The sequence below is a fragment of the Streptomyces sp. NPDC005303 genome (assembly GCF_040607335.1).
Taxonomy (GTDB): Bacteria; Actinomycetota; Actinomycetes; order Streptomycetales; family Streptomycetaceae; genus Streptomyces.
Genome location: NZ_JBEXGM010000005.1, coordinates 307,721 through 328,672, shown reverse-complemented (window position 1 = coordinate 328,672; position 20,952 = coordinate 307,721). Strand labels below are relative to the sequence as shown.

Sequence of the window (20,952 nt, the reverse complement as noted above, 5' to 3'; positions counted from 1 at the left end):
TGAGAGCAGGCCGTCACAACCACCGCGCGCCCCGAGCCGAGAAAGGCCGAGTCATGACCGACATGGACACGCAGTTCCTGCGCGGCCTGTTCGACGAAGAGGGCAGCCTGCACACCGCCGGCCGCACCGCCTTGTACCGGCTCTACGGTCTCGAAGGACTGCTGTACGTCGGCATCTCCACCTGCCCGCTCACCCGCATCCGCACCCACCTGCAACAACAGCCCTGGGGCCCCCGCGTCATCGGCATACAGATCGACTACCCCCACGACGCACACACGGCCGAACGCGAAGCCGTCCACACCGAACGGCCCCTGTACAACGTCGTCTTCAACGGGGAGGCCGCTCCCCCACCACCCGACCGGGCCGCCCGGCTCCGAGCCGAACTCGCCGCGCAGCAACGGCGACTGGAGGAACTCCAGGCCGCCGTACCCCGGTCCACCACCCACCTGCGCCTCATCCTCCGGGGCATCGCCGCAGCACAGGCAAAGATCGCGAAGCTCACCAGGGACGCCGAGGAGGCCGAAGCCGCACAGCTTTCGCCCGGACGGCAGCCCAGACGGGCGAAGCCGTAAGGGCCGCCTGGGTGGCCGATGTGTCATCGCTGGGGGATGTCGATCAGGACACGGCCACGGCCGCCGGCGTCGATGCGGTCGTGGGCCTCGGCGATGTCGACGAGCGGGAAGCGGGCGCCGACCTCGACGGTGAGGGCGCCGACGGCGGCCGCGGCGGTGAGGTCGCGGGCGGCCTGGCGTCTGGCCTCGGTGGGGAAGTCGTCGCTGCCGAGCAGGCGCAGGGTGACGTTGTTGAACAGCAGAGTCCAGAACGGGATCTCGGTGCGGTCGGCGCGGGTGGCGTACGCGGCGATGACGGCACCGTCGGCGGCGACGGCGTCGTCCAGGTCGGCGTTGTCGGACAGGGAGACCTCGATGATCCGGTCCACACCGTCGGGTGCGTGCGCGCGGATCGAGGCGGCCGGGTCGCCCGAGTCGAGGGCGACGGCGTGGGAGACGACGGCGGGGTCGATCCGGTCCAGGTCGGTGCCGCGTCGGACGGTGCCGATGACTGTGGCCCCGCCCCAGCGGGCGAGCTGGGCGGCCAGCGAGCCGACCCCGCCGAGGACACCGTTGACCAGCACGAGTTTGCCGTCGACCGGGCCGTCGGCGAAGACGGTGCGGTGCGCGGTGATGCCGGGGATGCCCAGGCTCGCGCCGAGGTCGTCGGGCAGGTGGTCGGGCAGCGGGACGGCGAGGTCGCAGGGGACGACGGTGCACTGGGCGGCAGTGCCGAAGGGGCGGTAGGACTGGGCGCCGTACACCCATACGCGCTGCCCGACGCGGCGCGCGTCCACGCCGTCGCCGACGGCATCGATGATGCCGGCGGCGTCGCTGTGCGGGATCACCCGCGGATAGGGCATGGCCGAGCCGGTCCAGCCGCGCCGCTTCTTGGTGTCGCCGGGGTTGGCTCCGGAGACGGTGACGCGGACACGGACCTCACCGGAACCGGGGGTGTGGTCGGGCACCTCACCGAGCTGGAGCACCTCGGTGGCCGGGCCCTGCTGGTCGTACCAGGACGCAAGCATGTTCAGTCCTTCCGGGCATGGGGGTGGGTTCGGGGGCGGGGCTGCTCGGCTGCCTCTCCGGGGCCGTCGCCGTCCAGGACTTCGTGGAGCCAGGCGCGCTCGGCGCGGCTGATGGCGCGGGCGGTGAGCAGCATGCCGCGCCGGTAAGGGTCGTCGGCCTGCTCGGCACGCAGCGGTGTGTCGCCGTCGTAGAAGAAGCTGGCGGGGGCCTCAAGGAAGTCCAGGCGGCGTCGGAGCACGGCGTGCTGCTCGGCGCTGTCGGGCAGCAGGGAGAGGAACGCCAGGATGGTGAACCAGCGGGAGAAGTCGGTGATCTCGTGCTCGGCCGGTTCTCGCAACCGCCGCAGCATGTCCTCGCGTCCTGCCGTGGTCAGGTTGAGCACGTACCGGCCGCCGCCCGCCTCGGGGGCCGGGCGCCGTTCGATCAGCCCGGCCTTCGTCAGCCGGTTGATCGCCGGGTAGAGGGTGCCGTCGCTGACCGGACGGCTGTAGCCGGTCAGGTACGTGATGCTGCGGCGCAGCTCATGACCGGGCAGGGGGCCTTCGGCGAGGAAACCGAGGATCGCGAGTTCGAGCATGCCTCCAGCGTCGCACATCGAAACGATGTGCGCATCGTTTCGATGTCATGCTGCCTAGGGAGGCGGCGTCCTTCCGTACACCGCCTGCAAGGCCGCCCCTGAGCAACAGCCCCCGGCGGCGTTCATCCTCTACGAGCCCCCGATCCCGCTGGGCGGCCCCGTGGGCGGCGACGCGCTCGCCCCTTCGAAGAGGCCGTCCTGACCGGCGACCTCGACCGGGCCCTCGCCCTCGGGCTGCGGAACCTACTGAAGTTCCCCGACGACGCCGTCGAGGAGTTCCGCCAGAACCCGTACTGGGCCGTCCGCGCGTCCATGACCCCGCCATGGGCCCGCGAGATGCGCACGATGGACAGCTTCGGCGATGGCCTCACCCGCTTCGCCGTCCTCGACATCCCGGTACTCCTCGTGACCGGCGAACTCAGCCCCCGCCGGCTGACCGACGTCTCCCGCCCGCCTGCACCAGGTCCTGCCCGACGCCCGCTTCGTCGAGATCCCCGGCGAAGCTCACGACGCCCTTCCTCACCGGCCCCCGGGCCCTCGCCGACGTCATCACCGCCTTCGCAGCCGGCCTGCCCGCCTGACCGAAGCCGACAGCAAACCGAGTTGGCCTCCTCGGGGGATTGACCGTCGATGCTCAGTCGAGACAGAACTCGTTGCCCTCGACGTCCTGCATCACGATGCACGATTCGTTGTCCTCATCGGCGGGCAGGAGTCGCACACGGACCGCCCCGAGCGCGACCAGCCGCGCGCATTCGGCCTCCAGGGTGGCCAGGCGCTCCTCACCCACGAGCCCGGTCGCGACCCGCACGTCGAGATGCAGCCGATTCTTGACGACCTTGCCCTCGGGAACGCGCTGAAAGAACAGTCGCGGGCCGACACCTGAGGGATCGACGCAAGCGAACCACGCCCCCTGATCCCCAGAAGGCAGGGAGCGGTCGAATTCCTCCCAGCTGGCGAACCCCTCGGGCGGCGACGGTACGACGTACCCCAGCACCTCGCACCAGAAGCGAGCGGCGCGCTCGGGTTCCGCGCAGTCGAAGGTGACTTGGACCTGCCTGATCGTTGACATCGCGCGCACTTTAACAAGGGGTCGTGCCTGCGGTACCCGCAGGTGGGCAGCGTAGGGGTTGGTGACGGACCCCGGGCGCACGGAAATCTACAACCATGAAGCGACACAAGGCAGTAGTCATCTCCTCGGTCCTCCTCTCCCTCGGCGCGGTGGCGGTCGCCACTCCGGCCATCGGCGACACAGGACCGGGGTCGCCCGCCTCGGTCCCGGTGGCGACGGAACCGGCCTCCGCGCAGCACACGGAGCGGGTGGTCGCCGCCATCGAGCGCCGCGCCCACACGCTGAAGAGCACTGACCCCGAGGGCAGTCTGCGGGACCTGGAGGCGCTGGGCCGTATGGTCGGGGGCGCCGAGGTGGTGGGGTTGGGTGAGGCCACCCACGGTTCGCGGGACTTCTTCCGCATGAAGCACCGCTTCCTGCGCTATCTGGTCGAGAAAAAGGGCTTCCGGTCCTTTTCCCTGGAGCTTCCCTGGAGCAGCGGGGTGCGGCTCAACGAGTACGCACTGGACGGGAAGGGCGACCTCGAGGACATCGCGCGTGAGGAGTTCCAGGGTTCGTACCGGATCTGGAACAACCAGGACTACCTCGATCTCATCACGTGGATGCGCGGCTACAACCTTCGCCATCCGGACGACCCGGTGCAGTTCATGGGCGACGACATGGGCTACGCGGGACCGGAGCTGTACCGGCGAGTGACCGACTATGTGTCGCGCCGGTACCCGCGGTTGCTGGAACGCGTCACCGAGCTGTACCGCGGCCTGGCACCGGCCACCGACGCCGGCACCTACGGCGAGGAGTACTTCAGGCTGCCGCTCGCCGAGCGCCAGGAGCGGGCGGAGCGGACCGGGAAGGTGTACGAGCTTCTGCGGCAACACCGCCCTGCCGGGAGTGCCGGCCGACAGGAGCACCTGTGGATGGTGCAGCACGCCAGGGCCATCCATCAGATGGCCAGGGGCATGGCCTTCGACTTCGACGACGAGGGACAGGTGGCGGAGATGATGAGACTCCGCGACCAGGTCATGGCCGAGAACGTGGCCTGGTGGCACAGGCACACCGGCGACCGGATCCTGCTGTCGGCCCACAACACCCACGTGTCCTACGACTCGTTCGACGCACGCTATCCCAAGACCCAAGGTGCCTTCCTGCGCGACGCGTTGGGCAAGGCCTACGTCAGCATCGGCTTCAGTTTCTACCGGGGCGCCTTCAAGGCGTTCGGCACCGATGACCACGTGATGCGCACCTACCAGGTCGGGGCGGCCGAGCCGGGCTCCAACGAGGACACCCTGGACAGGACCCGCCAGGACGACTACTTCCTCGACCTGCGCACGGCCCCCGAACCCGCGCGTGCCTGGCTGGGCAAGGAGCGCGTCACCTGGAACATCGGCGCCGGATGGCCCGACCCCATCAGGTACACGACCGCCCTCGGCCAGGCCCACGACATCCTCATCCACCTGCACGACATCGAGGCGACCACGTATCTCGGCACCCCGTGATCTCCCGATGGCCTGGGCAACCGGCAAGCGTCACGAGGTGGTTGACGGCGGTGCGAGTCCGGCCGCGACCTCGACAGCGATCTCGACGGCACGGGCGGCGAGTGGTGAGTGGATGCGTCCGGCCTGCCAGTGCAGGTAGATCTCCCTGGACGGCAGGGAGGGCCGTAGCGCGTGGACGCGGAGCCTGTCGTCGGAGGCGACGTCGGCGCCACGGACGGCGAGCCACGGCAGCAGCGCCGATCCAAGGCCGGCACGCACCATCGACAACAGGGTGTCGTTGACCGCGGTGCGGAACACGATCTGCGGACGGGCACCACTCCGGGCGACCGCCTGCTCCATCAACGGCTGGTCGCAGGTCAGCGGCCAGGCCACCATCGGGGCGCCGTCGAGCCGCGCCGGCGACACCGGCCCCTCGGGGAAGGTCCCGGTGGCCGCCACCAGCAGATACGGATCGTCCAGCAGCTTGCGGCGCTCGACGTCGCCGTCGACACGGCCGTCGTAGAACAGCAGGTCGAGGTCGCCGATCCGGGGCTGCTCCGGCTCCTCCTCGGACAGCCTGATGTCGCAACCGGGGTGCTCGTCCCGCAGTCGGCGTACGAGCGACGGCAGGATCACGTTGGACACACTCTGGAACGTGCCGATGTCGATCCGGCCGTCGCCCGCCCGGAACCGGTCCACGGCGTCGGCCAACGCCTCCGCCTTCGCCAGCACTGCGCGACCGTGGTCCAGGACCACCGAGCCGAGCGGGGTGAGCCGTACCGGTTTGGGACCGCCGGGCCGGTCGAAGACCGGCCCCCCGACGGACCTCTCCAACGCGGCGATCTGTTGGCTCACCGTCGACTGGGTGTACCCGAGCCGGGCGGCGGCCCGCCCGAACGTGCCCTCCTCGGCGATGGCGGCCATCGCCGCCAGGTGGCGCAGCTCGATGTTGCTCACGCGTTCCAGCCTAGGGTGGTACATCGCCGTGAGCGATCGAATCGATCGGAAATCATCGCTTTTCACGATGGTGGGACGCCTCTAGCGTTCCAGACATGACCGCACACCACTCGCACGGCGAGCAACTCCTGGAAATCAACGGCGTCGAGCTGTGCACCGAGACCTTCGGAGACCGCGCGGACCCTGCGATCGTGCTGGTCGCCGGGGCGGCCGCCTCCATGCTGTGGTGGGACATCGAGCTGTGCGCACGGATCGCCGGCCACGGTCGGTTCGTGGTCCGCTACGACCATCGGGACACCGGCCGGTCGACCTGCTGTCCTCCGGGGCGGCCGGACTATACGTTCACCGATCTGGCCCTCGACGTCCTCGGCATCCAGGACGCCCTGCGCATCGACTCGGCCCATGTGGTCTGTCAGTCGATGTTCGGCGGGGCCGGTCTCATCCTCGGCGTGGACCATCCCGACCGGGTCGCGTCGCTGACGTTCGTCTCGACCTCGACCGGTGCCGACGCCCTGCCGCCACCGTCGAGCGAACTGTCCATGCCGACCGAACCGGACTTCTCCGACGCGGGCGCGGTCGTGGAGTACGTGGTCGACGGCGCGAGGGCGTACGCCGGTGGCTCGCCGTACTTCGACGAGACCGCGATCCGGGCGCTGGCCGAACTCGATGTGGCGCGCGCCAGGAGCTACCCGTCGACTCTGGTCAACCACTTCGCCATCGAGCCGGACGGGCCGGCCAGCGGCGGTTTCGGTGACATCATGGCGCCGACGCTCGTGGTCCATGGCGATCACGACCCCCTGCTGCCGCTGCCGCACGGCGAGGCGCTGCGTGACGCCGTCCCGGGTGCGGAGCTTCTGGTCCTCAAGGGGGCCGGGCACGACCTGCCGCGTCCGGTGTGGGACGACTTCGTGCCGGCCCTGGTGCGGCACACGGAAGGAGGCGGCTCGTGAAGTCGCCGTAAGGCTGCCACTCGAGGTCGATCCAGGACCCTGTGCGCGAGCCGGGGCGACGTGGTGGCTGCCAGAGTTGGAACCAGGTGTACGGCTCGACACCGTGCGGGCGTACTCCGCGAGGGCCCCGCGGCATGAGGAGGCGGTCCGCATGTTCGACTACGACTCGGAGCTCGCTCGCCATCACGAACGACTGCTGGAAGCGCTCGGCCTCCGGCCCGGTGATCGTGTCCTCGACATCGGCTGCGGCACCGGCCGGACCACCAGGGACGCGGCGCGAGCCGCGTCGCCGGGTACCGCCCTCGGAATCGACCTCTCGGAGCCGATGGTGGCGCGGGCCCGCCTACAGGCCGAGGCGGAAGGACTCGGGAACGTCGATTTCGTGCAGGGCGACGCCCAGTCCCATGCGTTCCCGCCGGAGTACTTCACCTTGGCCGTCAGCCGGTTCGGCACGATGTTCTTCGGCGACCCGGTCACCGCGTTCGCCAACATCGGGCGCGCCCTGCGTCCGGGTGCGCGCTTCGTGCAACTGGTCTGGCAGGCCGCCGACCATCAGGAGTGGCACACCGCGATCCGGGCGGCGCTCTCTCCCGGGCCCGCGTCCTCGGCGTCCGCCCCGGCCGGCGAAGATCCCTTCGCGCTGGCCGATCCGCAGGTCGTGACCGAGGCCCTGACCGGTGCGGGCCTCACCGCGGTGGACGTCGTCGACGTACACGAACCCGTCTGCTACGGCCCGGACGCCGAGCGCGCGCTTGCCGCCGTGCTCCAGCTGCGCATGGCGAGGGAATGGATCGGCGATCTGGATGCCGTATCCGCCGAGCGCGCGCTCGATCGGTTGCGCGTGGCTCTCGACGCGCACGACACCGGCGCGGGTGTGTGGTTCGACTCCCGCGCGTGGCTGGTCGTCGCGCGCCGGGGGTGACGGGTGTGCTCCGTGCCTCTGAGGGCGGTCAGGCCTTGTCGGAGCGGTCGACGCGGACCCGCTGGGCGACCTCGCGCAGCTTGATGTTGTGCTGCTGCGAGATGCGGCGCAGCACGCTGAAGGCGTCGTCCTCGCTCAGCTTGTGCCGTTCCATCAGGATGCCCATGGCCTCGCCGATGGCGTGGCGGGTCTTCATGGCGTCCTCGAGCTGATCGATGGTGCGGGCGTCGGCCAGGGCGACGGCGGCGTGCGAGGCCAGCATCCAGCCGGCGGTCTCGATGTCCTTGTCGAAGGCTCCGGGGCGGCGGGAGTACAGGTTGAGCGCACCGAAGTCCGCGTCGTGGGTGTAGAGCAGCACCCCGGTCATGCTGCCGATACCGAGGTCGCGAGCCGCCACGGCGAACCGCGGCCAGTCCGGCTGCGGCTCGGTGATGTCGGCAATCCGGAACACGCGCTCGCCGTTCCCGCCGTCCGCGCGGGCGGCGAGGTCGAAGCACGGGCCCTCGGCCAGTTCACCCTGCAGTTGGTCGGATTCTTCCACCAGGTCGCCGCACGAGGACAAGGTGACCGCCCGGCCCTTGCGGACCGCCAGGATCCCGGCCGCGTCGCAGCCCTCCACGAGCTGCACCGCCGACGCCGCGATCTCGTCCAGCGTGCCCTGCATCGACTCCTGCGCCAGCAACTTCCGCGCGAGCTGGGCCATCGACTCGGCGAACTCCCGCCACTCCACCGCCACCACCCACCTCCACCGGTGCGGCCACCCTACCGCCGACCCGCTCACCGCCGCCGCGCCGAACCGCCTCACCACGACGTCCGCCACTCGCGCCTACTGCCACTCGCGCCCTACTGCCCCTTCCGCGGGCAACCAGTCCATCCGACGCCGCGCCGAGGTCGGGTTCGCGGTACGGCCGACAGGTCCGTGCAGGGCGGGGCGTCGTGGTGCGCAGGACGACGACCTCGGAGCGCTCGCTCTCCACCGCGGCGGCCACGACCTCGACGAGGCCTGGGCGGCCTCACCTGAACGCGGCCTCCCCGGCTCGTTGGCTGAACCGGAGAAGCCTGGCCGGTGCGGCCCCCATGGGTGCGCCGACGCCCGGCCTGCCCTTCAAGTCCCCACGTCTGCGTGTGCTACTCCTGCGCAGCCAGTGCCTGCAGAGTCGGCACCCTTGACCGCTCCGCGCCCGTGACCGGACCCTTTCCTCGAACCTGCGAAGTCTCAACGGCTCCCGTGCCGGACGCGGACGACGAGCTTGCCCGTGGCCCGGTCGTGTTCCATGTCGTCGTGGGCCTGCGGCACCTGGTCCAGACCGTCGTAGACGCGGTCCACCGGGAAGGCCAGTCGGCCGGCGGCGACCGCGTCCAGGATTTCCTGGAACGCCTCTCGGGGCAGGTCGGCCGCGTCACCGAAGTAGCCCGCGAGGCGTACGCCTCTCGGCAGGTACTCGTTCGGGGAGAAGTCCCGGACCGTCCACTGGTTGGAGAGGCTGCCGCCGAAGCAGGCCGTGCCGTGTACACGTACCGCGCGCAGGGTGTCGGGCAGGGTCGGCGTGCCGACGAGGTCGAGGGCGGCGTCGACGCCGTGCGGGTACAGCTCGCGTACGGCGGCCGCGATCTCGCCGGTGTCGAGCAGGGGGTGGTCGACACCGTGCTCACTCAGCAGGGCGAGGCGGTCGGCCCGCCGGGTGGTGGACAGCACTGTGGCGCCGCGCCAGGTCGCCAGCGCGGCGGCTGCCAGGCCGACCGAGGAGGTGCCGCCGCGGATCAGGACGGACTGGCCGGGCTTCAGGTCCAGGCCGACGGTGAGCGAGCCGTAGGCGGTCTGCACCATCTCCGGCAGGGCGCCCAGCACCTCCCAGGGCAGGTCCGTCTCGACGGGGATGACCTGGGACAGCGGTACCGAGGTGTACTCGGCGTAGCCGCCGTCGTAGGTGCGCCCCATGTCCCCCATCATCGCGACGACCTTCTGCCCGGGAACGAGCCCGCCGGCGGCCGGGGCCGCGTCGACGGTGCCCGCGGCCTCGATGCCCGGTACCCGGGGAAAGGTGACGCCCGTGCTCAGGCCGAGCCGGAGCTTCAGCTCCGAGCGGTTGAGGCCGAACGCCTCGACGCGGATGCGCACCCAGCCGTCCCTCTCGGGCGGGAGCGGGAGCGTGGTCGGCCGCAGGTTGTCCACGGGGCCGGGAGCGGAGAGCCGGACGGCGCGCATCGTGCTCGGCGAGGACGTCATGAGCCTGCTTTCTACCCGGGGCGGAGGAGTCGGTCGGCGGTGGACAACGTGAGGCCGCCGCGGGTCATTCCCGACTCGGCATGGTCGGTTATTCCTGGCACCCGATGTCCGCCGACCCCCGGGGGGCTTCACGTGACGGAGGTGACCGATTCCCTGAACACATGCGCGAGCTGGGTTACTCTCGTCTCCCACTGAGGGTGAACAGGCGTGCATCGAACGTGACTTCGGGGGCTTTCTTTGTCGGTACAGCGGCCGGCGTCGGCGGACGACGCGGCTGCCGCCCTGCGGCAGACCGGTGCCTTACCCCTGCGCGCCGGCGACCCGAGGCGCGTCGGCCCCTACGCACCGGTGGCGCTGCTCGGCAGTGGCGGCATGGGGCGGGTCTATCTGGCGCGTCCCGCGGACGACAGTCCGGGGCTGGTCGCGGTGAAGGTGATCAGGCCGGAGTACGCGGAGGATCCCAGGTTCCGGCGCCGCTTCGAGCGCGAAGCGTCCGTGCACGCCCGCCTTCGGACACCGCACGCACCGCGACTGTGCGGCACGGGGTTCGAGGACGAGCTGCTGTGGATGGCCACGGAGTACCTCCCGGGCTTCGACCTGGCGGAAGCCGTGAAGGAGTACGGCGCCCTGGAGGCGGCCGCGGTGTGGCGGCTGGTGGCGGAGCTGGGGCAGGCACTCGCGGGCCTCGCCGTCGAGGAGATCGTGCACCGGGACCTGAAGCCGTCCAACGTGCTGCTGTCCGTCCGCGGCGCGCATGTGATCGACTTCGGTATTTCGAAGGCCGCTGACGCGAGTGCGATCACCGGCACGGGCAACCGGGTGGGGACTCCGGCCTACATGTCGCCCGAACATCTGCGAGAGGGCCGGTCCGACACCGCGTCGGACGTGTTCTCGCTGGCCGGGACGCTGGTATACGCCGCGACGGGACGTGCGCCGTTCGGTGACGGCACCGGTGTCGACGTGATGCACCGGGTGGCGTACGAGGATCCCAACCCCGAGATCGTCGGCGAGATCGCGGCGGCGGACGAGGAGCTCGGTGCGCTGCTGACCGCCTGTCTGGACAAGCAACCCGCCCGGCGGCCCACCCCACAGGAGCTGATCGACGCCGCCCGGGTACGCCCCGTCGTCTCCGCCTGGCCGGAGCCGCTGGGCGGCAAGGTGCTCGCCCGGCAGCAGGCGTACGAGGCTCTGCACCGTCTGCCCGTCGCGGACATGAGCCGGCTGCGGTCTCCGGGCGACCTGCCGCCGTCCCTGTCCGCGCGTCTGCATCAGCCGGCCCCCTTGCCCGTTCCCCTTCCTGCTCCCCCGTCCGCTCCTCCCGATGCGCAGCCGCCGGTGAAGAGCGAGAGCATCCCGTCCCGGCCCTCGCCGGGCCCGTCAGGGGCCCCCTCCCGGAGTCGGAGGAAGGCGTTACTGGTCGCCGTCGCGGGCTTCACGATCTGTGTCGTGGCCGCGGTGGCGTTGCTCCTCACCCATCAGGATCCCCCCGCCACCGCCTCTCCGAGAGCCGGTGCCACCAGGGCGCACGGCACCGCCCCCCATGACGTCTCCGACGGTCCGGTGTCCCCGAGCAAGGGCGGACTCAGCCGCCCGGACGTCGACGGCGCCATGGCGGAGAACCCCGACACGACGGCGGGGACCACCTCGGCGGAGCCCGATGCCTCGGGCTCCCCCGGCAACCAGGACGATCACGCCTCGCCGCCCGGTGACGCACCGTCAACCACGCTGCCCGCCACTCCGTCGGCCGACAGCCCGTCCGCCGGAACCGACACCGGTTCCGGCACGACTCCCTGGCTCTCGGAGTGCACGTACTACGCCGGCAACGGTCGCACCCGCCTCGGCGACAGCGGCAAACGCGTGCAGCAGGTGCAGTGCATGCTGACGGAGCGCGGATACAGCGTGGGAAGCACCGGTGTGGACGGTCAGTTCGGGTCCGGCACCGAGACCGCGGTCCAGGCCTTCCAGAACCAGCGGGGTCTGAGCGCCGACGGCGTCGTGGGGCACGACACCTGGGTCGCGCTGCGCAGCGCCGAGTGACCACCCCGGGCCCGCGACGGACCCGCGGCGCTCACTCGTCGATCACCGCGCCGAAGCGGGCACCGTGGGCGCTGCCTCCGAGAGCGGCGGCACCATAGGCGCGGGAACCGTCGGCAAGCAGACCGTCACCGGGCCCAGGCGTGCTGTGACAGCCAGTGACATCCGTTGCCTGGCCACGACACCGCGTACCCGCAGCCGGATCCACCACGGGCGGCACGAACGGCAGGGACCGGTCAGTAGGGACCGGTCAGTGCCGGGCGAACTGGACCCGGGTCGGCTGCACGACGTCCGGCTGCACGCCGATGCCGTCGATCTCCAGGCGCTCTCCGTAGATGTCGGTGATCCTGATCGCGCCACCGCACCCGCTGCCCTGCTCGGAGAGGAAGTAGTTGTAGTCGGTGCGGGGCAACTCGCGCCATCCGGCGGAGGTTTCCACTTCCAGCCGGGCCAGCGGGTTGCGGTGGCCGATCGCCTGGATGCCGCACCAGTAGCGGCTCGACCCGGTCTTGTACCGGATCGAGATCGTGTCCGAGGTGCTGGGGCTCAGCAGGCTCCAGGTGATCGGGATCCGGCCCTGCACCGGCGCGGCGAGTTTCGCGAAGGCCTGGGGGCTGAGGTCGAGTTGGCCGGGTGCGCAGGGCAGGGGGCACTCGTTGGTGATGCGGACCGTGACGGAGGCGCCGCTCGCGGCGCGGACGAGGATGTACGCCCCGCACGCCCTGGACGTCTCGTAGTCGGCGTGGTTCATCGCGGCGGTCATCACGTCGTCGGTGGGACCGTACAGGCAGGCGCCGTCGCCGTCGCCGGTGTCGTAGAAGGTGGCCACGCCGTCGTAGGAGACGCCCGGCTTGATCCGTCCGGTCAGCGGCGCCGAGGCGGCCGCCTTCCGCGCCGGCTGCGTGACCGCTGTCTTCGACGGCCGGGGTGACGCGGTGCTCGCGGTGACCCTCGGACTGCTGGTGCCGGCCGACGCCGAAGGGGACGCCGTGGCGGGCTTCGACTCCTCCGTCGTCGGGGTGGGGGTGCCATGGGTTCCCGCGACGGGGGTGGCCGCAGTCGGGGCGGCGTCGGTGTCGCGGTCGGGGCTGAACGCGAGGCTCAGCGCTGCCACGAGCGCGACCGCGGCGACGACGGCCGCGGAGACGAGAACCGTGCGCCCCCTGCCCGGCGACGGGGAACGATGCGAACGAGATGCCACTGGTGCGTCCTTGGTGATCCGTGCGAGCCTCCGGCGGAGGGCGCTTGCGAACCGTCAGTCGCCGCCGGCGCCGAAAAGGTTGCCGGGAACTTTCCGGGCCACCGCGTCCCCTGTGGGGTCCAGGCCCGTCATCAGTTCCGCGAAGGCGTCGGAGGCGGCCCGGGAGGTGAAGAGGCGGTCGAGGCGGGCGCGGGCCAGGTTGCGCAGGAAGGGTTCGGCGTCGCCCGCGTCGTGCAGGGTGCGGGTGAGCCAGTGGGAGAACTCCTGGTCGTTCCAGACACGGCGCAGACACCGGGCCGAGTAGGTGTGCAGGGCTGTGTCGTCGCCTCGAACGAAGTCGCGTACGGCCCGGGCGAGGACATCGGCGTCGTAGAGAGCGAGGTTCATGCCCTTGCCGCCCATGGGTGACACGATGTGCGCCGCGTCGCCGACCAGGAAGAGGCGGCCGTAGTGCATCGGCTCGTGGACGAGGCTGCGGAGCCGGAAGATCTCGCGGTCGGTGATCGGGCCGGAGACGAGGGAGGGGTCGCCGAGCCTGGTGCGCAGGGCGTCCCAGACGCGGTCCTCGGGCCAGGCGCCGGGGTCGTCGTCGGGTGGGCACTGGAGGTAGTAGCGGCTGGAGTGCGGCCCGCGGGGGAAGTGTGCGGCGAAACCCTGGTTGCTGACGGCCAGCAGGGGGTGGGCCGGAGGCGGGGCGTCGGCGAGTACGGTGAGCCAGCCGATGCCGTGGTCGAAGGCGTACGCGGTCAGCTCGCCGTCCGGGACGGCCGTACGGCTGACGCCGTGATCACCGTCGCAGCCGGCGACGAAGTCGCAGGTGATCGCGCGGTGGGTGCCGTCGGCGGTGCGGTAGCGGACGGTCGGGCGCTCGCCCGTCAGGTCGTGCAGGGAGACGTCGGCGGCCTCGAAGCGCAGGTCGCCGCCGTCCTCCAGGAACGTCGCGGTGAGCTTCTGCACGAGGATCTGCTGGGGGCACAGGCGGGCCGGTGGCCCCTCGGTGCCGTCGCTGTCGGACACCAGATGGCTGTGGCCGTCCACCCGGAACTCCAGGATGCCGTCGTACGGGACACCGCCGAGGACCCGGTCCGACAGCCCCCAGGAGTCGAACATGCGGACCGCGCGCGTCTCGACGATGCCGGCCCGCTGGCGCTGCGCCACGTGGTCGCGCGAGCGGCGTTCCAGGACGACGCAGTCGATGCCGCTGTGCCGGAGCAGGGTGGCGACGGTCAGTCCGGCCGGGCCCGCGCCGATGACCACGACGGTCGTGGATTCGGGAGAATCCGACAACTGGTTTGCTTTTTCGGCCACTTGGGCACCTCCGGCAGCCAGCCTAACCAGGCCTGGCGCCGTCGGAGCCGGATTCGATCAGCAACGTCTTCGCGGATCGAATCCGGCCACCGGCACGAGGGCCCGCTCAGCGGTAGCAGGTGGTGATGCCCGGCCGCCAGGGGCAGGCGAGCCCGGCGAAGCCGCCGTTCGCCACGACGTCGACGGTGAGCGTGTCGCCGCCCCGCAGCACCCTGCGGTCCTGGACGAGACCGTCGGCCCCGTCCCGGATCGTCTCCACCAGCCACCGGCCCGGACCGAGGGTCAGCGGTACCTCGGCCGTACGGGCGGCACCGGCGTAGACCCCGCCCAGGAACCAGCGTCCGCCGCTGCGGCGGGCCAGCACGGCTTCCTGACCGGGTTCGCCGGCGAGGAGGCGGGTGTCGTCCCAGGCCGCGGGGAGCTGGTCGAAGTAGGCCCGGGCGGGCGGGCGGGCCTCGTACGACTCCGGGGTGCCCGCGAACATCTGCAGCCCCGACTCGTAGGCCACGGTGAGGCCGATCTCGGCCGCGTCGGAGTTGGGCCGCAAACCCACGCGTTGCAAGGCGCCGGGTGTGAAGTCCATGGAGCCGATGACGTTGCGGGTGAAGGGCAGGGTGGTGAGGTGGGCGGCGGTGTTGGTCCGCTTCTCCTCTCCCGCGACACCCTCCAGGGTCATGACCTGCGGCCAGGTGCGCTGGATGCCCTTGGGGATCGTGGAACCGTGGAAGTCGACCATGAGGTGGTGGGCGGCCGTCTCCGCGAGGATGGTGTCGTACCACTGGAGCATGGGCTGCGCCTCGGAGTTCATGAAGTCGATCTTGACGCCCTTCACTCCCCACTTCTCCAGGGTCGGCAGCCACTGGGCGCGTTCCTCGGGGGTGTCGAGGTCGCGCTGGTGGATCCAGACGACGATGCCGACGCCCTTGGCGCGGGCGTACCGGACGAGTTCCGGCATCCAGCTGTCGGTCTGCCAGTCGGGGTCGGTGACGTCCCACTCCCCGGGCCGGTAGTACCAGCCGGCGTCAACTGCCTCGTAGGGCCAGTGGCGTTGGGCCGCGTAGTCGACGTAGGCCTTCTGCGCGGCGAGGCTCTGGCCCGCCTCCCTGCCGCCCGCGAGCCATGTCCACAGGACCGTACCGGGACGCACCCAGGAGGTGTCGCGGACCTTGGAGGCAGGGGCGAGGTCGTCGGTGAACGTGGATTGGGTGACGGTGGCGAGATCGCCGGTGACCATGGCCCGCCAGGGGGTGGCGAGGGGGCCGTCGGTCTTCACCCGGTCGTCCGCGAGTTTGATGCGGTAGGTGCCGGTGCCCTGGGTGTGGGCGAGGCGGGCGCCGGAGTAGGCGCCGGTGAGGTCGGACTCGGCGAGCAGGGCGTAGCCGCCGTCGGTCGAGAACAGCGCCTGGTCGGAGTACTCCGCCGTGGGCGCGGTCGCGGCCGTGTACTGGGCGAACTGGCCCTCGTTGTCCACCCGGTAGGTGCCCAGCCAGGCCTTCGCTTCAGCCGGGAGGTTGAAGGCGGACGTCTCACCGAGGACGTCACCGGTTCCGGCGGGCAGGACATAGCGGTAGGCGACACCGTCCGCGGAGGCGCGGACGACAAGGTCGAGTCGGACGCCCGCGGCGGTGGCGAAGGACAGCCGGGTCTCGTTCATGCGGACCCGGCGGTCCACTCGTTTGCCGGACTTGGTGCGGTAACGCTCCGCCACCGTACGGTCCTTGCGGTGCAGGAAGCGCAAGTCCTTGGACAGGTCGGCCTGTTCGGTGACAATGCCGACGGGCGACGGCTCGATGACCGTACGGCCCTCACGGGACACGGCGAGGCTCAGCGTGCCCGTGGTCTCGTCGAGGGTGACCTGTGCGTGCGGTGCGTGGGCTCCCCCCGACAGGGACCAGGCATGGTCGTGCCGGTCGGGTTGTTCTGCTTGGGCGGGTGCTGTGGTCAGGAGTGCGGCCGCCAGCGAGGCGCAGAGTGCGGTGACCGCGGTTCTGATAGGAACTGCCATCTGGTCTGGTCCTCCGAGTTGTGTGACCCCTACTGGCCTCTACGGCAGTCCCCACGCCGGGCCCGGCTCGCTGACGGCGACGGGTGCGATGCTCAGGTCGGGACGTGAGCCGGTGTGCACGAGCACCTCGCGGTCGCGCGGCAGGTCGATGGCGAGGACGCCGCCGCCGAGGTCGTGGGTGCGGGCGGGGGTGCCGTCGTCCAGCACCGCGGTGAGGCGTCCGGTCAGGCCGTGCCGGAGCTTGAGTGGCTCGCCCGCCAGGCTCCTGACCCTGATGAAGCGGGTGGTGCCCGCCTTGCGGACTGCGCTGACCAGGAAGGCACCTTCGGTACGGAAGTTGTGCAGGGTGAGGTCCGCCCAGGCGGTCGGGACGGCCGGGAAGACGCGGACCACCCCGCCCCAGCTCTGGCAGAACATGTCGTGCAGGGACTGCGAGGCGGACAGCGGGGTCTCGATGACCGGGCCCGCCTCGGTGTAGTGGGTGTTGGCACGGCAGGGGTAGCGGGTGGTGGGGTCGAAGAACTTGCGGAGGTAGGTGATAGCGGTGTCGCCGTCGCCGGCCATGGCGTACATGGAGGCGGCACCGGTGTAGCTGTAGCCGCGATGGGCGCCGGTGAGGGCGTGCCAGTGCACGACCGATCTGGTGATGAGGTCGCGGTTCTCGGGCTGGTCCCAGTTGACGAGGTAGAGCGGGTAGACCATCAGCAGATGGGAGTAGTGGCGGTGGGACTGGGCGTAGGGGGTGTCGGCGCCGATCATGAAGCCGTTGTCGTCGACCGGGTACGGCGTGAGCTTGGCCAGCACCTCCTGCCAGCGCGGCTTCAACTCGTCGTCGACACCGAGGAGTTCGGCGGAGTGGAGGAGGGTCTGGCAGCCCCAGCGGATCAGGGCCAGGTCGTAGTTGGTGTCCTGCGGCGGCACGACGGGGTATTCGGGCGAAAGGGTGCTGGGCAGGTGGAGCTTGCCGTCGCTGCCCGGGGTGAGGAAGTGCAGGTAGTAGTTGATGGCGCGGCGCAGGACGGGGTAGATCGTGTCGCGCAGCAGGGACTTGTCCATGGAGTGCCGATAGGACAGCCACACGTTGTGCAGCGCCCAGGTGAGGTCGCCGGTCTCGGCGCCGGTACCGGGTTGGCCGACGCCGCGGTTGGCGAACATGTCGGAGCTGCGGCCGACGCCTGAACTGTCGGCACGGTAGGCGGTCGGCACGTTGGCGATGAGCTGTTCCTGGTTCTGACGCAGGGTGGTGGCCAGGGAGTCGAGCTCCGGGTGGTTGAAGCCGTGGATGAGCCAGTACTCCAGCTGGACGTTGAGGTTCCACCAGACCGCGGGCCAGGGGGTGGGCTCCAGCCAGGGTCCCGAGGTGGCCATGACGGGACCGCCGGAGCGGCTGGCGGAGGCGACCTTGTAGAGCTGGATCCAGTGGAAGCTCTGCAGGCGCTGGTCGGGGAACGACACGAAGCTCTTGCGGTAGAACTCGTGCCACCAGCGCGTGTGCTTTTGCCTGAGTGCGCTGTACGACTTCGCGCGGCGGAGGTTGCGCAACGAGTCGGCCTCCGCGGCGGTGTCGGAGGGGTGGCTGTGGCCGACGCTGAGGAGCAGGTCGTGCCCGGTGCGCCGGTGGGCCGTGGCGGTCTGGCCGCCGCCGGTGAGGGGCTGGAGGACCTGGTCGGTGCCGTCGGAGGTGGTGCGGGTGGTCCAGGGCGGGTTGGCGGTGTAGCCGGAGGGCGGGGCCTCGCTGATCTTGCGGGGGCTGATGGCCTCCTCGGGGTGGAAGGTCCAGCCGGCCCGTTCGCCGCCGTCGGCTGTGACGCGGACGGCGAGGACCTCGTCATGGATGAGGGCGGCGAGGGTGAGGGTGCCGGCCGTGGTGGTGACCGTGCCGGTGAGTTCGGCGTTCCACAGGCTCAGCCGCCAGTCGACGGCGGTGATGGTGCCGGCCGGTTCGAGGGTGAGGTGGCCGACGGGGAGGCGGCAGGTGCCCCAGCCGCTGCCGAACTCGGGGCGGTGGTCCTGGACTCGGCCGTGCTGGACGGTGAAGCGGATCTGGTTGGCGCCGGGCTCCTGGTAGATCATGCTGCCGAGCTGACCGTCACCGAGGAACGGGCCCTCGTACCAGAGGGTCGGCAGCCTGGTCCACAGCAGGTCCTGCGCGCGCAGGAACGTGGCCCAGGAGCTGTCGGTGGTCATGGTGTCGCGAAGCTTCCAGGGGCGTCCGGTGCTCTCCTGCGAAGACATCGGTGCTTCGGCGTGGGCAGTACCGGGTAACGCGACCGCCGCGGCTCCGCCCAGCGCGGTGCCCAGTACGGCTCTGCGGGGCGGCTGCGGGTGTCTCTCCGGCTGTGAGGTCATCGTCGTCCTCCAGTGCGGGTCCTTGATACATCGGGTGTATCGGGAACCTAAGAGGGGCTCGTGTACCTGTCAATAACCTCAACACTCCTTGATTTACACACGTGCCCCGCCACTCACGGGGTCGCAGACTTAGATCCGCACGTCAGCAGGCCCAGACCAGCCTTCGCGACTCCTCCGATGTATATCGGGAGCCGGTCCGGATCAACCGGACGGCCTGAAGGGGGCGTTGACACCCACCGGGTTCGGCGTCACGGTGAGGGCTTCTCCCGCGCATCGGCCTCGGAGGTCTTGTCTTGGCTGGTTCATCCGCACCGAACTCGGACGCCGAACTCGTCGAACGCGTACGGAAACTTCAGCCTCTCGTCCGTTCGCACGCGCTGCGCACGGAACAGGAACGCCGGGTGACCGGCGAGGTCGTCGCCGCCCTCACGGACGCCGGGGTCCATCGCATGAACATCCCCCACCGGTACGGCGGTTACCAGTCCTCGGCGCGCACGCAGGTAGACGTGCTGAGCGAGGTCTCCGCCGCGTGCGGGTCGACGGGGTTCACGACGCTGATCCAGGCCGGGTGCGCGTTCATCGCGGCGCTCTTCCCGGACGAGGCCCAGGACGAGATCTTCGCCGACCCCGACGTACGGGTCAGCGGCACCCTCGTCCCGAAGGCGAAGGCCCGTCCGGTGGACGGGGGTTACGTGGTCGACGGCACCTCTCCGTTCGCCACCGGCTGCCAGGACTCCGACTGGCACCTGCTGACCGTGCTGGCGGACTCCGGGGACGGCCGCCCACCGGATGTGCTGTGGACGGCCGTTCCGATGACCGACCTCGATGTGCTGGACGACTGGCACGTGTCCGGTCTGGCCGGGAGCGGCAGCAACAGCGTCGTGGCCCGTGACGTCCATGTTCCGGCCCATCGCGTCCTGCCGCTGGGACCGTTGCTGGGCGGCTCGTTCCCGTCGCGACTCAACAGCGCCGACCCCTTCTACGGCATGCCCGTCCTCCTGCTGTTCTGCGTCTGGACGGCGGCCGGCGCCCTCGGTCCGGCCAGGGCCGCGCTGGCCGAGTTCGGCGAACGCATCCATCAGCGGGGTGTCACCTACACGTTCTACGAGCATCAGCACGAAGCCCCGGTGACGCACCTGCAGTTCGCCGAGGCCGCGATGAAGATCTCCTGCGCCGAACTGCTCACCGCCGACTACGTCTCACTGATCGACGCCCGGGTCACCGACGGCAATTCCTACACGCCGGAGGAACGCGCCCGGATCCGCGCCCAGAGCGGTTATGTGGCGCGGCTGTGCAAGGAGGCCGTGGACCTGATCGGCTCCGCGTCCGGCGCGTCCTCGCTGCACCTGGAGGTGCCGGTCCAGCGTGCGGTGCGGGACCTGAACGCCCTGAATCTGCACTCCTTCGTCAACCCCGCCGCCAATCTGGAGCTCTACGGCAGGGTGTTGTCCGGGCTGGACGCCGGCACACCGTTCCTCTGAGGCCTCGGTGCGGTGAGCGCTCAACCGCCCGTCAGCGCGGTGACCAGTTGATCCATGCCGTCGAAGTGGCCGTCGAAGTCGTCGCGGTCCGTCGGCGGGTCCCCGACGGGCCGGTGGACGTAGGCGGTCCGCATGCCTGTCGCCCGTGCTCCGCGCAGGTCCCAGGCATGAGCGGCCACCATGAGGACGCGGTCCGGCGCGCATCCGGCGGTGTCCAGGGCGAGTCGGTAGACCTCCGGCGCCGGCTTGTAGGCGCGGACGGCCTCCGCCGACAGGGCCTGGTGCCAGCGGAGTCCGGCATGGGCGTTGAGCCGCAGCAGCGCGGTGTGCGCGGCGTTGGAGAGCCCGAGCACGGGGAAGTGCCGGGACAGCCGGTCAAGGCCGGCGAGGGAATCGTCCCAGGGAGGTAGGCGCTGCCCCGCCGTGGCCAGCCGTGCCAGGGCCGACGGATCCGTCAACCCGGCGCGTTCGGCGACCAGTTGAGCGGCTTCTCGGTCGATGACCGAGGTGTTGGCGTACGCGCGCGTGCCTTGGCCGATGCGTTGCCGCTCCCGCTCGCCGTACCCCTGCCACAGAGCGAGCAGTGCGTCGACGCGCTCCTCGTTGGACGCGGGTGCCACTTCACGGATCCCGGCTCGCAGCCCGCCCGGTTCGTCGACGAGGGTGCCGAGGACGTCGAAGACGACGACCTCGATGTCGCGGATCACGGCCATACGGGCCTCCGTCCCAGCGGTATCACCAGCTTGACCGGTGATGATCCTGCCAGGCAGGCTCATCACCGGTCAAGAGGGTCACGCATGCCCGTACGGGGCGGAGAGCG

Annotated in this window: 17 protein-coding genes; 6 read left to right on the top strand and 11 right to left on the bottom strand. The window is 70.7% G+C overall.

What is annotated here, in order from left to right; genetic code table 11:
• Positions 1–53 precede the first annotated feature (53 nt).
• On the top strand, positions 54–572 hold the full coding sequence (locus ABZT93_RS11305) for a GIY-YIG nuclease family protein (protein WP_356102169.1): 519 nt from the start codon (positions 54–56) through the stop codon (positions 570–572).
• A gap of 23 nt (positions 573–595) precedes the next feature.
• Here ABZT93_RS11305 and ABZT93_RS11300 read toward each other — a convergent pair whose 3' ends face one another.
• From ABZT93_RS11300 to ABZT93_RS11290, 3 genes are all read right to left on the bottom strand, one after another.
• On the bottom strand, positions 596–1,579 hold the full coding sequence (locus tag ABZT93_RS11300) for an NADPH:quinone reductase (RefSeq protein WP_356102166.1): 984 nt from the start codon (positions 1,577–1,579) through the stop codon (positions 596–598).
• A gap of 2 nt (positions 1,580–1,581) precedes the next feature.
• Positions 1,582–2,157, bottom strand: coding sequence for a PadR family transcriptional regulator (locus ABZT93_RS11295; protein ID WP_356102163.1), 576 nt, complete (start codon positions 2,155–2,157; stop codon positions 1,582–1,584).
• A gap of 634 nt (positions 2,158–2,791) precedes the next feature.
• Complete coding sequence (locus ABZT93_RS11290) at positions 2,792–3,226, bottom strand: VOC family protein (protein WP_356102160.1); 435 nt, start codon at positions 3,224–3,226, stop codon at positions 2,792–2,794.
• A gap of 95 nt (positions 3,227–3,321) precedes the next feature.
• On the opposite strand from ABZT93_RS11290, the gene ABZT93_RS11285 reads away from it, so the two are divergent.
• Positions 3,322–4,719, top strand: coding sequence for an erythromycin esterase family protein (locus tag ABZT93_RS11285; RefSeq protein WP_356102157.1), 1,398 nt, complete (start codon positions 3,322–3,324; stop codon positions 4,717–4,719).
• A 30-nt stretch (positions 4,720–4,749) separates the two neighbouring features.
• On the opposite strand, the gene ABZT93_RS11280 is transcribed toward ABZT93_RS11285, so the two are convergent.
• Entirely contained in the window at positions 4,750–5,655 is a 906-nt protein-coding gene (locus tag ABZT93_RS11280; RefSeq protein WP_356102154.1) for a LysR family transcriptional regulator, read from the bottom strand.
• A gap of 95 nt (positions 5,656–5,750) precedes the next feature.
• Here ABZT93_RS11280 and ABZT93_RS11275 point away from each other — a divergent pair, with 95 nt between their 5' ends.
• Both ABZT93_RS11275 and ABZT93_RS11270 read left to right on the top strand, forming a co-directional pair.
• A complete protein-coding gene (locus tag ABZT93_RS11275; protein ID WP_356102151.1) occupies positions 5,751–6,605 on the top strand; it encodes an alpha/beta fold hydrolase in 855 nt (284 codons plus the stop codon).
• Between the two features lie 151 nt (positions 6,606–6,756).
• On the top strand, positions 6,757–7,527 hold the full coding sequence (locus ABZT93_RS11270; protein ID WP_356102148.1) for a methyltransferase domain-containing protein: 771 nt from the start codon (positions 6,757–6,759) through the stop codon (positions 7,525–7,527).
• Between the two features lie 28 nt (positions 7,528–7,555).
• Here the strand turns inward: ABZT93_RS11270 and ABZT93_RS11265 are convergent, their stop codons facing one another.
• Together ABZT93_RS11265 and ABZT93_RS11260 are read right to left on the bottom strand one after the other, a co-directional pair.
• The gene (locus ABZT93_RS11265) at positions 7,556–8,257 is read right to left on the bottom strand and encodes a GAF and ANTAR domain-containing protein (RefSeq protein ID WP_356102239.1); all 702 of its coding nucleotides are present in this window, start codon (positions 8,255–8,257) and stop codon (positions 7,556–7,558) included.
• 486 nt (positions 8,258–8,743) lie between these two features.
• Positions 8,744–9,754, bottom strand: a complete 1,011-nt coding sequence (locus ABZT93_RS11260) for a zinc-binding dehydrogenase (protein ID WP_356102145.1) — start codon at positions 9,752–9,754, stop codon at positions 8,744–8,746.
• Positions 9,755–9,991: 237 nt separating this feature from the next.
• Here ABZT93_RS11260 and ABZT93_RS11255 point away from each other — a divergent pair, with 237 nt between their 5' ends.
• Positions 9,992–11,791 (top strand): serine/threonine-protein kinase, encoded by a 1,800-nt coding sequence (locus tag ABZT93_RS11255; protein WP_356102143.1) that lies wholly within the window; start codon positions 9,992–9,994, stop codon positions 11,789–11,791.
• Between the two features lie 247 nt (positions 11,792–12,038).
• Here ABZT93_RS11255 and ABZT93_RS11250 read toward each other — a convergent pair whose 3' ends face one another.
• From ABZT93_RS11250 to ABZT93_RS11235, 4 genes are all read right to left on the bottom strand, one after another.
• Positions 12,039–12,989 (bottom strand): expansin EXLX1 family cellulose-binding protein, encoded by a 951-nt coding sequence (locus ABZT93_RS11250; RefSeq protein ID WP_356102140.1) that lies wholly within the window; start codon positions 12,987–12,989, stop codon positions 12,039–12,041.
• Positions 12,990–13,043: 54 nt separating this feature from the next.
• The gene (locus ABZT93_RS11245; protein WP_356102137.1) at positions 13,044–14,297 is read right to left on the bottom strand and encodes a 4-hydroxybenzoate 3-monooxygenase; all 1,254 of its coding nucleotides are present in this window, start codon (positions 14,295–14,297) and stop codon (positions 13,044–13,046) included.
• Positions 14,298–14,403: 106 nt separating this feature from the next.
• Positions 14,404–16,302 carry a glycoside hydrolase family 97 catalytic domain-containing protein gene (locus tag ABZT93_RS11240; RefSeq protein ID WP_356102135.1) on the bottom strand — a complete coding sequence of 633 codons (1,899 nt, stop codon included), beginning with the start codon at positions 16,300–16,302 and terminating at the stop codon, positions 14,404–14,406.
• 39 nt (positions 16,303–16,341) lie between these two features.
• The gene (locus ABZT93_RS11235) at positions 16,342–18,651 is read right to left on the bottom strand and encodes a Tat pathway signal sequence domain protein (RefSeq protein ID WP_356102132.1); all 2,310 of its coding nucleotides are present in this window, start codon (positions 18,649–18,651) and stop codon (positions 16,342–16,344) included.
• A 293-nt stretch (positions 18,652–18,944) separates the two neighbouring features.
• Here ABZT93_RS11235 and ABZT93_RS11230 point away from each other — a divergent pair, with 293 nt between their 5' ends.
• Positions 18,945–20,132 (top strand): acyl-CoA dehydrogenase family protein, encoded by a 1,188-nt coding sequence (locus tag ABZT93_RS11230; protein WP_356102129.1) that lies wholly within the window; start codon positions 18,945–18,947, stop codon positions 20,130–20,132.
• Positions 20,133–20,152: 20 nt separating this feature from the next.
• Here ABZT93_RS11230 and ABZT93_RS11225 read toward each other — a convergent pair whose 3' ends face one another.
• The gene (locus ABZT93_RS11225; RefSeq protein ID WP_356102127.1) at positions 20,153–20,845 is read right to left on the bottom strand and encodes a haloacid dehalogenase type II; all 693 of its coding nucleotides are present in this window, start codon (positions 20,843–20,845) and stop codon (positions 20,153–20,155) included.
• Positions 20,846–20,952: the final 107 nt, after the last annotated feature.

Coding starts and splice junctions, on each gene's coding strand:
- ABZT93_RS11235 (WP_356102132.1), bottom strand. CDS start 18,651: ATGACCTCACAGCCGGAGAGACACCCGCAGCCGCCCCGCAGAGCCGTA.
- ABZT93_RS11240 (WP_356102135.1), bottom strand. CDS start 16,302: ATGGCAGTTCCTATCAGAACCGCGGTCACCGCACTCTGCGCCTCGCTG.
- ABZT93_RS11305 (WP_356102169.1), top strand. CDS start 54: ATGACCGACATGGACACGCAGTTCCTGCGCGGCCTGTTCGACGAAGAG.
- ABZT93_RS11290 (WP_356102160.1), bottom strand. CDS start 3,226: ATGTCAACGATCAGGCAGGTCCAAGTCACCTTCGACTGCGCGGAACCC.
- ABZT93_RS11270 (WP_356102148.1), top strand. CDS start 6,757: ATGTTCGACTACGACTCGGAGCTCGCTCGCCATCACGAACGACTGCTG.
- ABZT93_RS11295 (WP_356102163.1), bottom strand. CDS start 2,157: ATGCTCGAACTCGCGATCCTCGGTTTCCTCGCCGAAGGCCCCCTGCCC.
- ABZT93_RS11300 (WP_356102166.1), bottom strand. CDS start 1,579: ATGCTTGCGTCCTGGTACGACCAGCAGGGCCCGGCCACCGAGGTGCTC.
- ABZT93_RS11285 (WP_356102157.1), top strand. CDS start 3,322: ATGAAGCGACACAAGGCAGTAGTCATCTCCTCGGTCCTCCTCTCCCTC.
- ABZT93_RS11275 (WP_356102151.1), top strand. CDS start 5,751: ATGACCGCACACCACTCGCACGGCGAGCAACTCCTGGAAATCAACGGC.
- ABZT93_RS11225 (WP_356102127.1), bottom strand. CDS start 20,845: ATGGCCGTGATCCGCGACATCGAGGTCGTCGTCTTCGACGTCCTCGGC.
- ABZT93_RS11260 (WP_356102145.1), bottom strand. CDS start 9,754: ATGACGTCCTCGCCGAGCACGATGCGCGCCGTCCGGCTCTCCGCTCCC.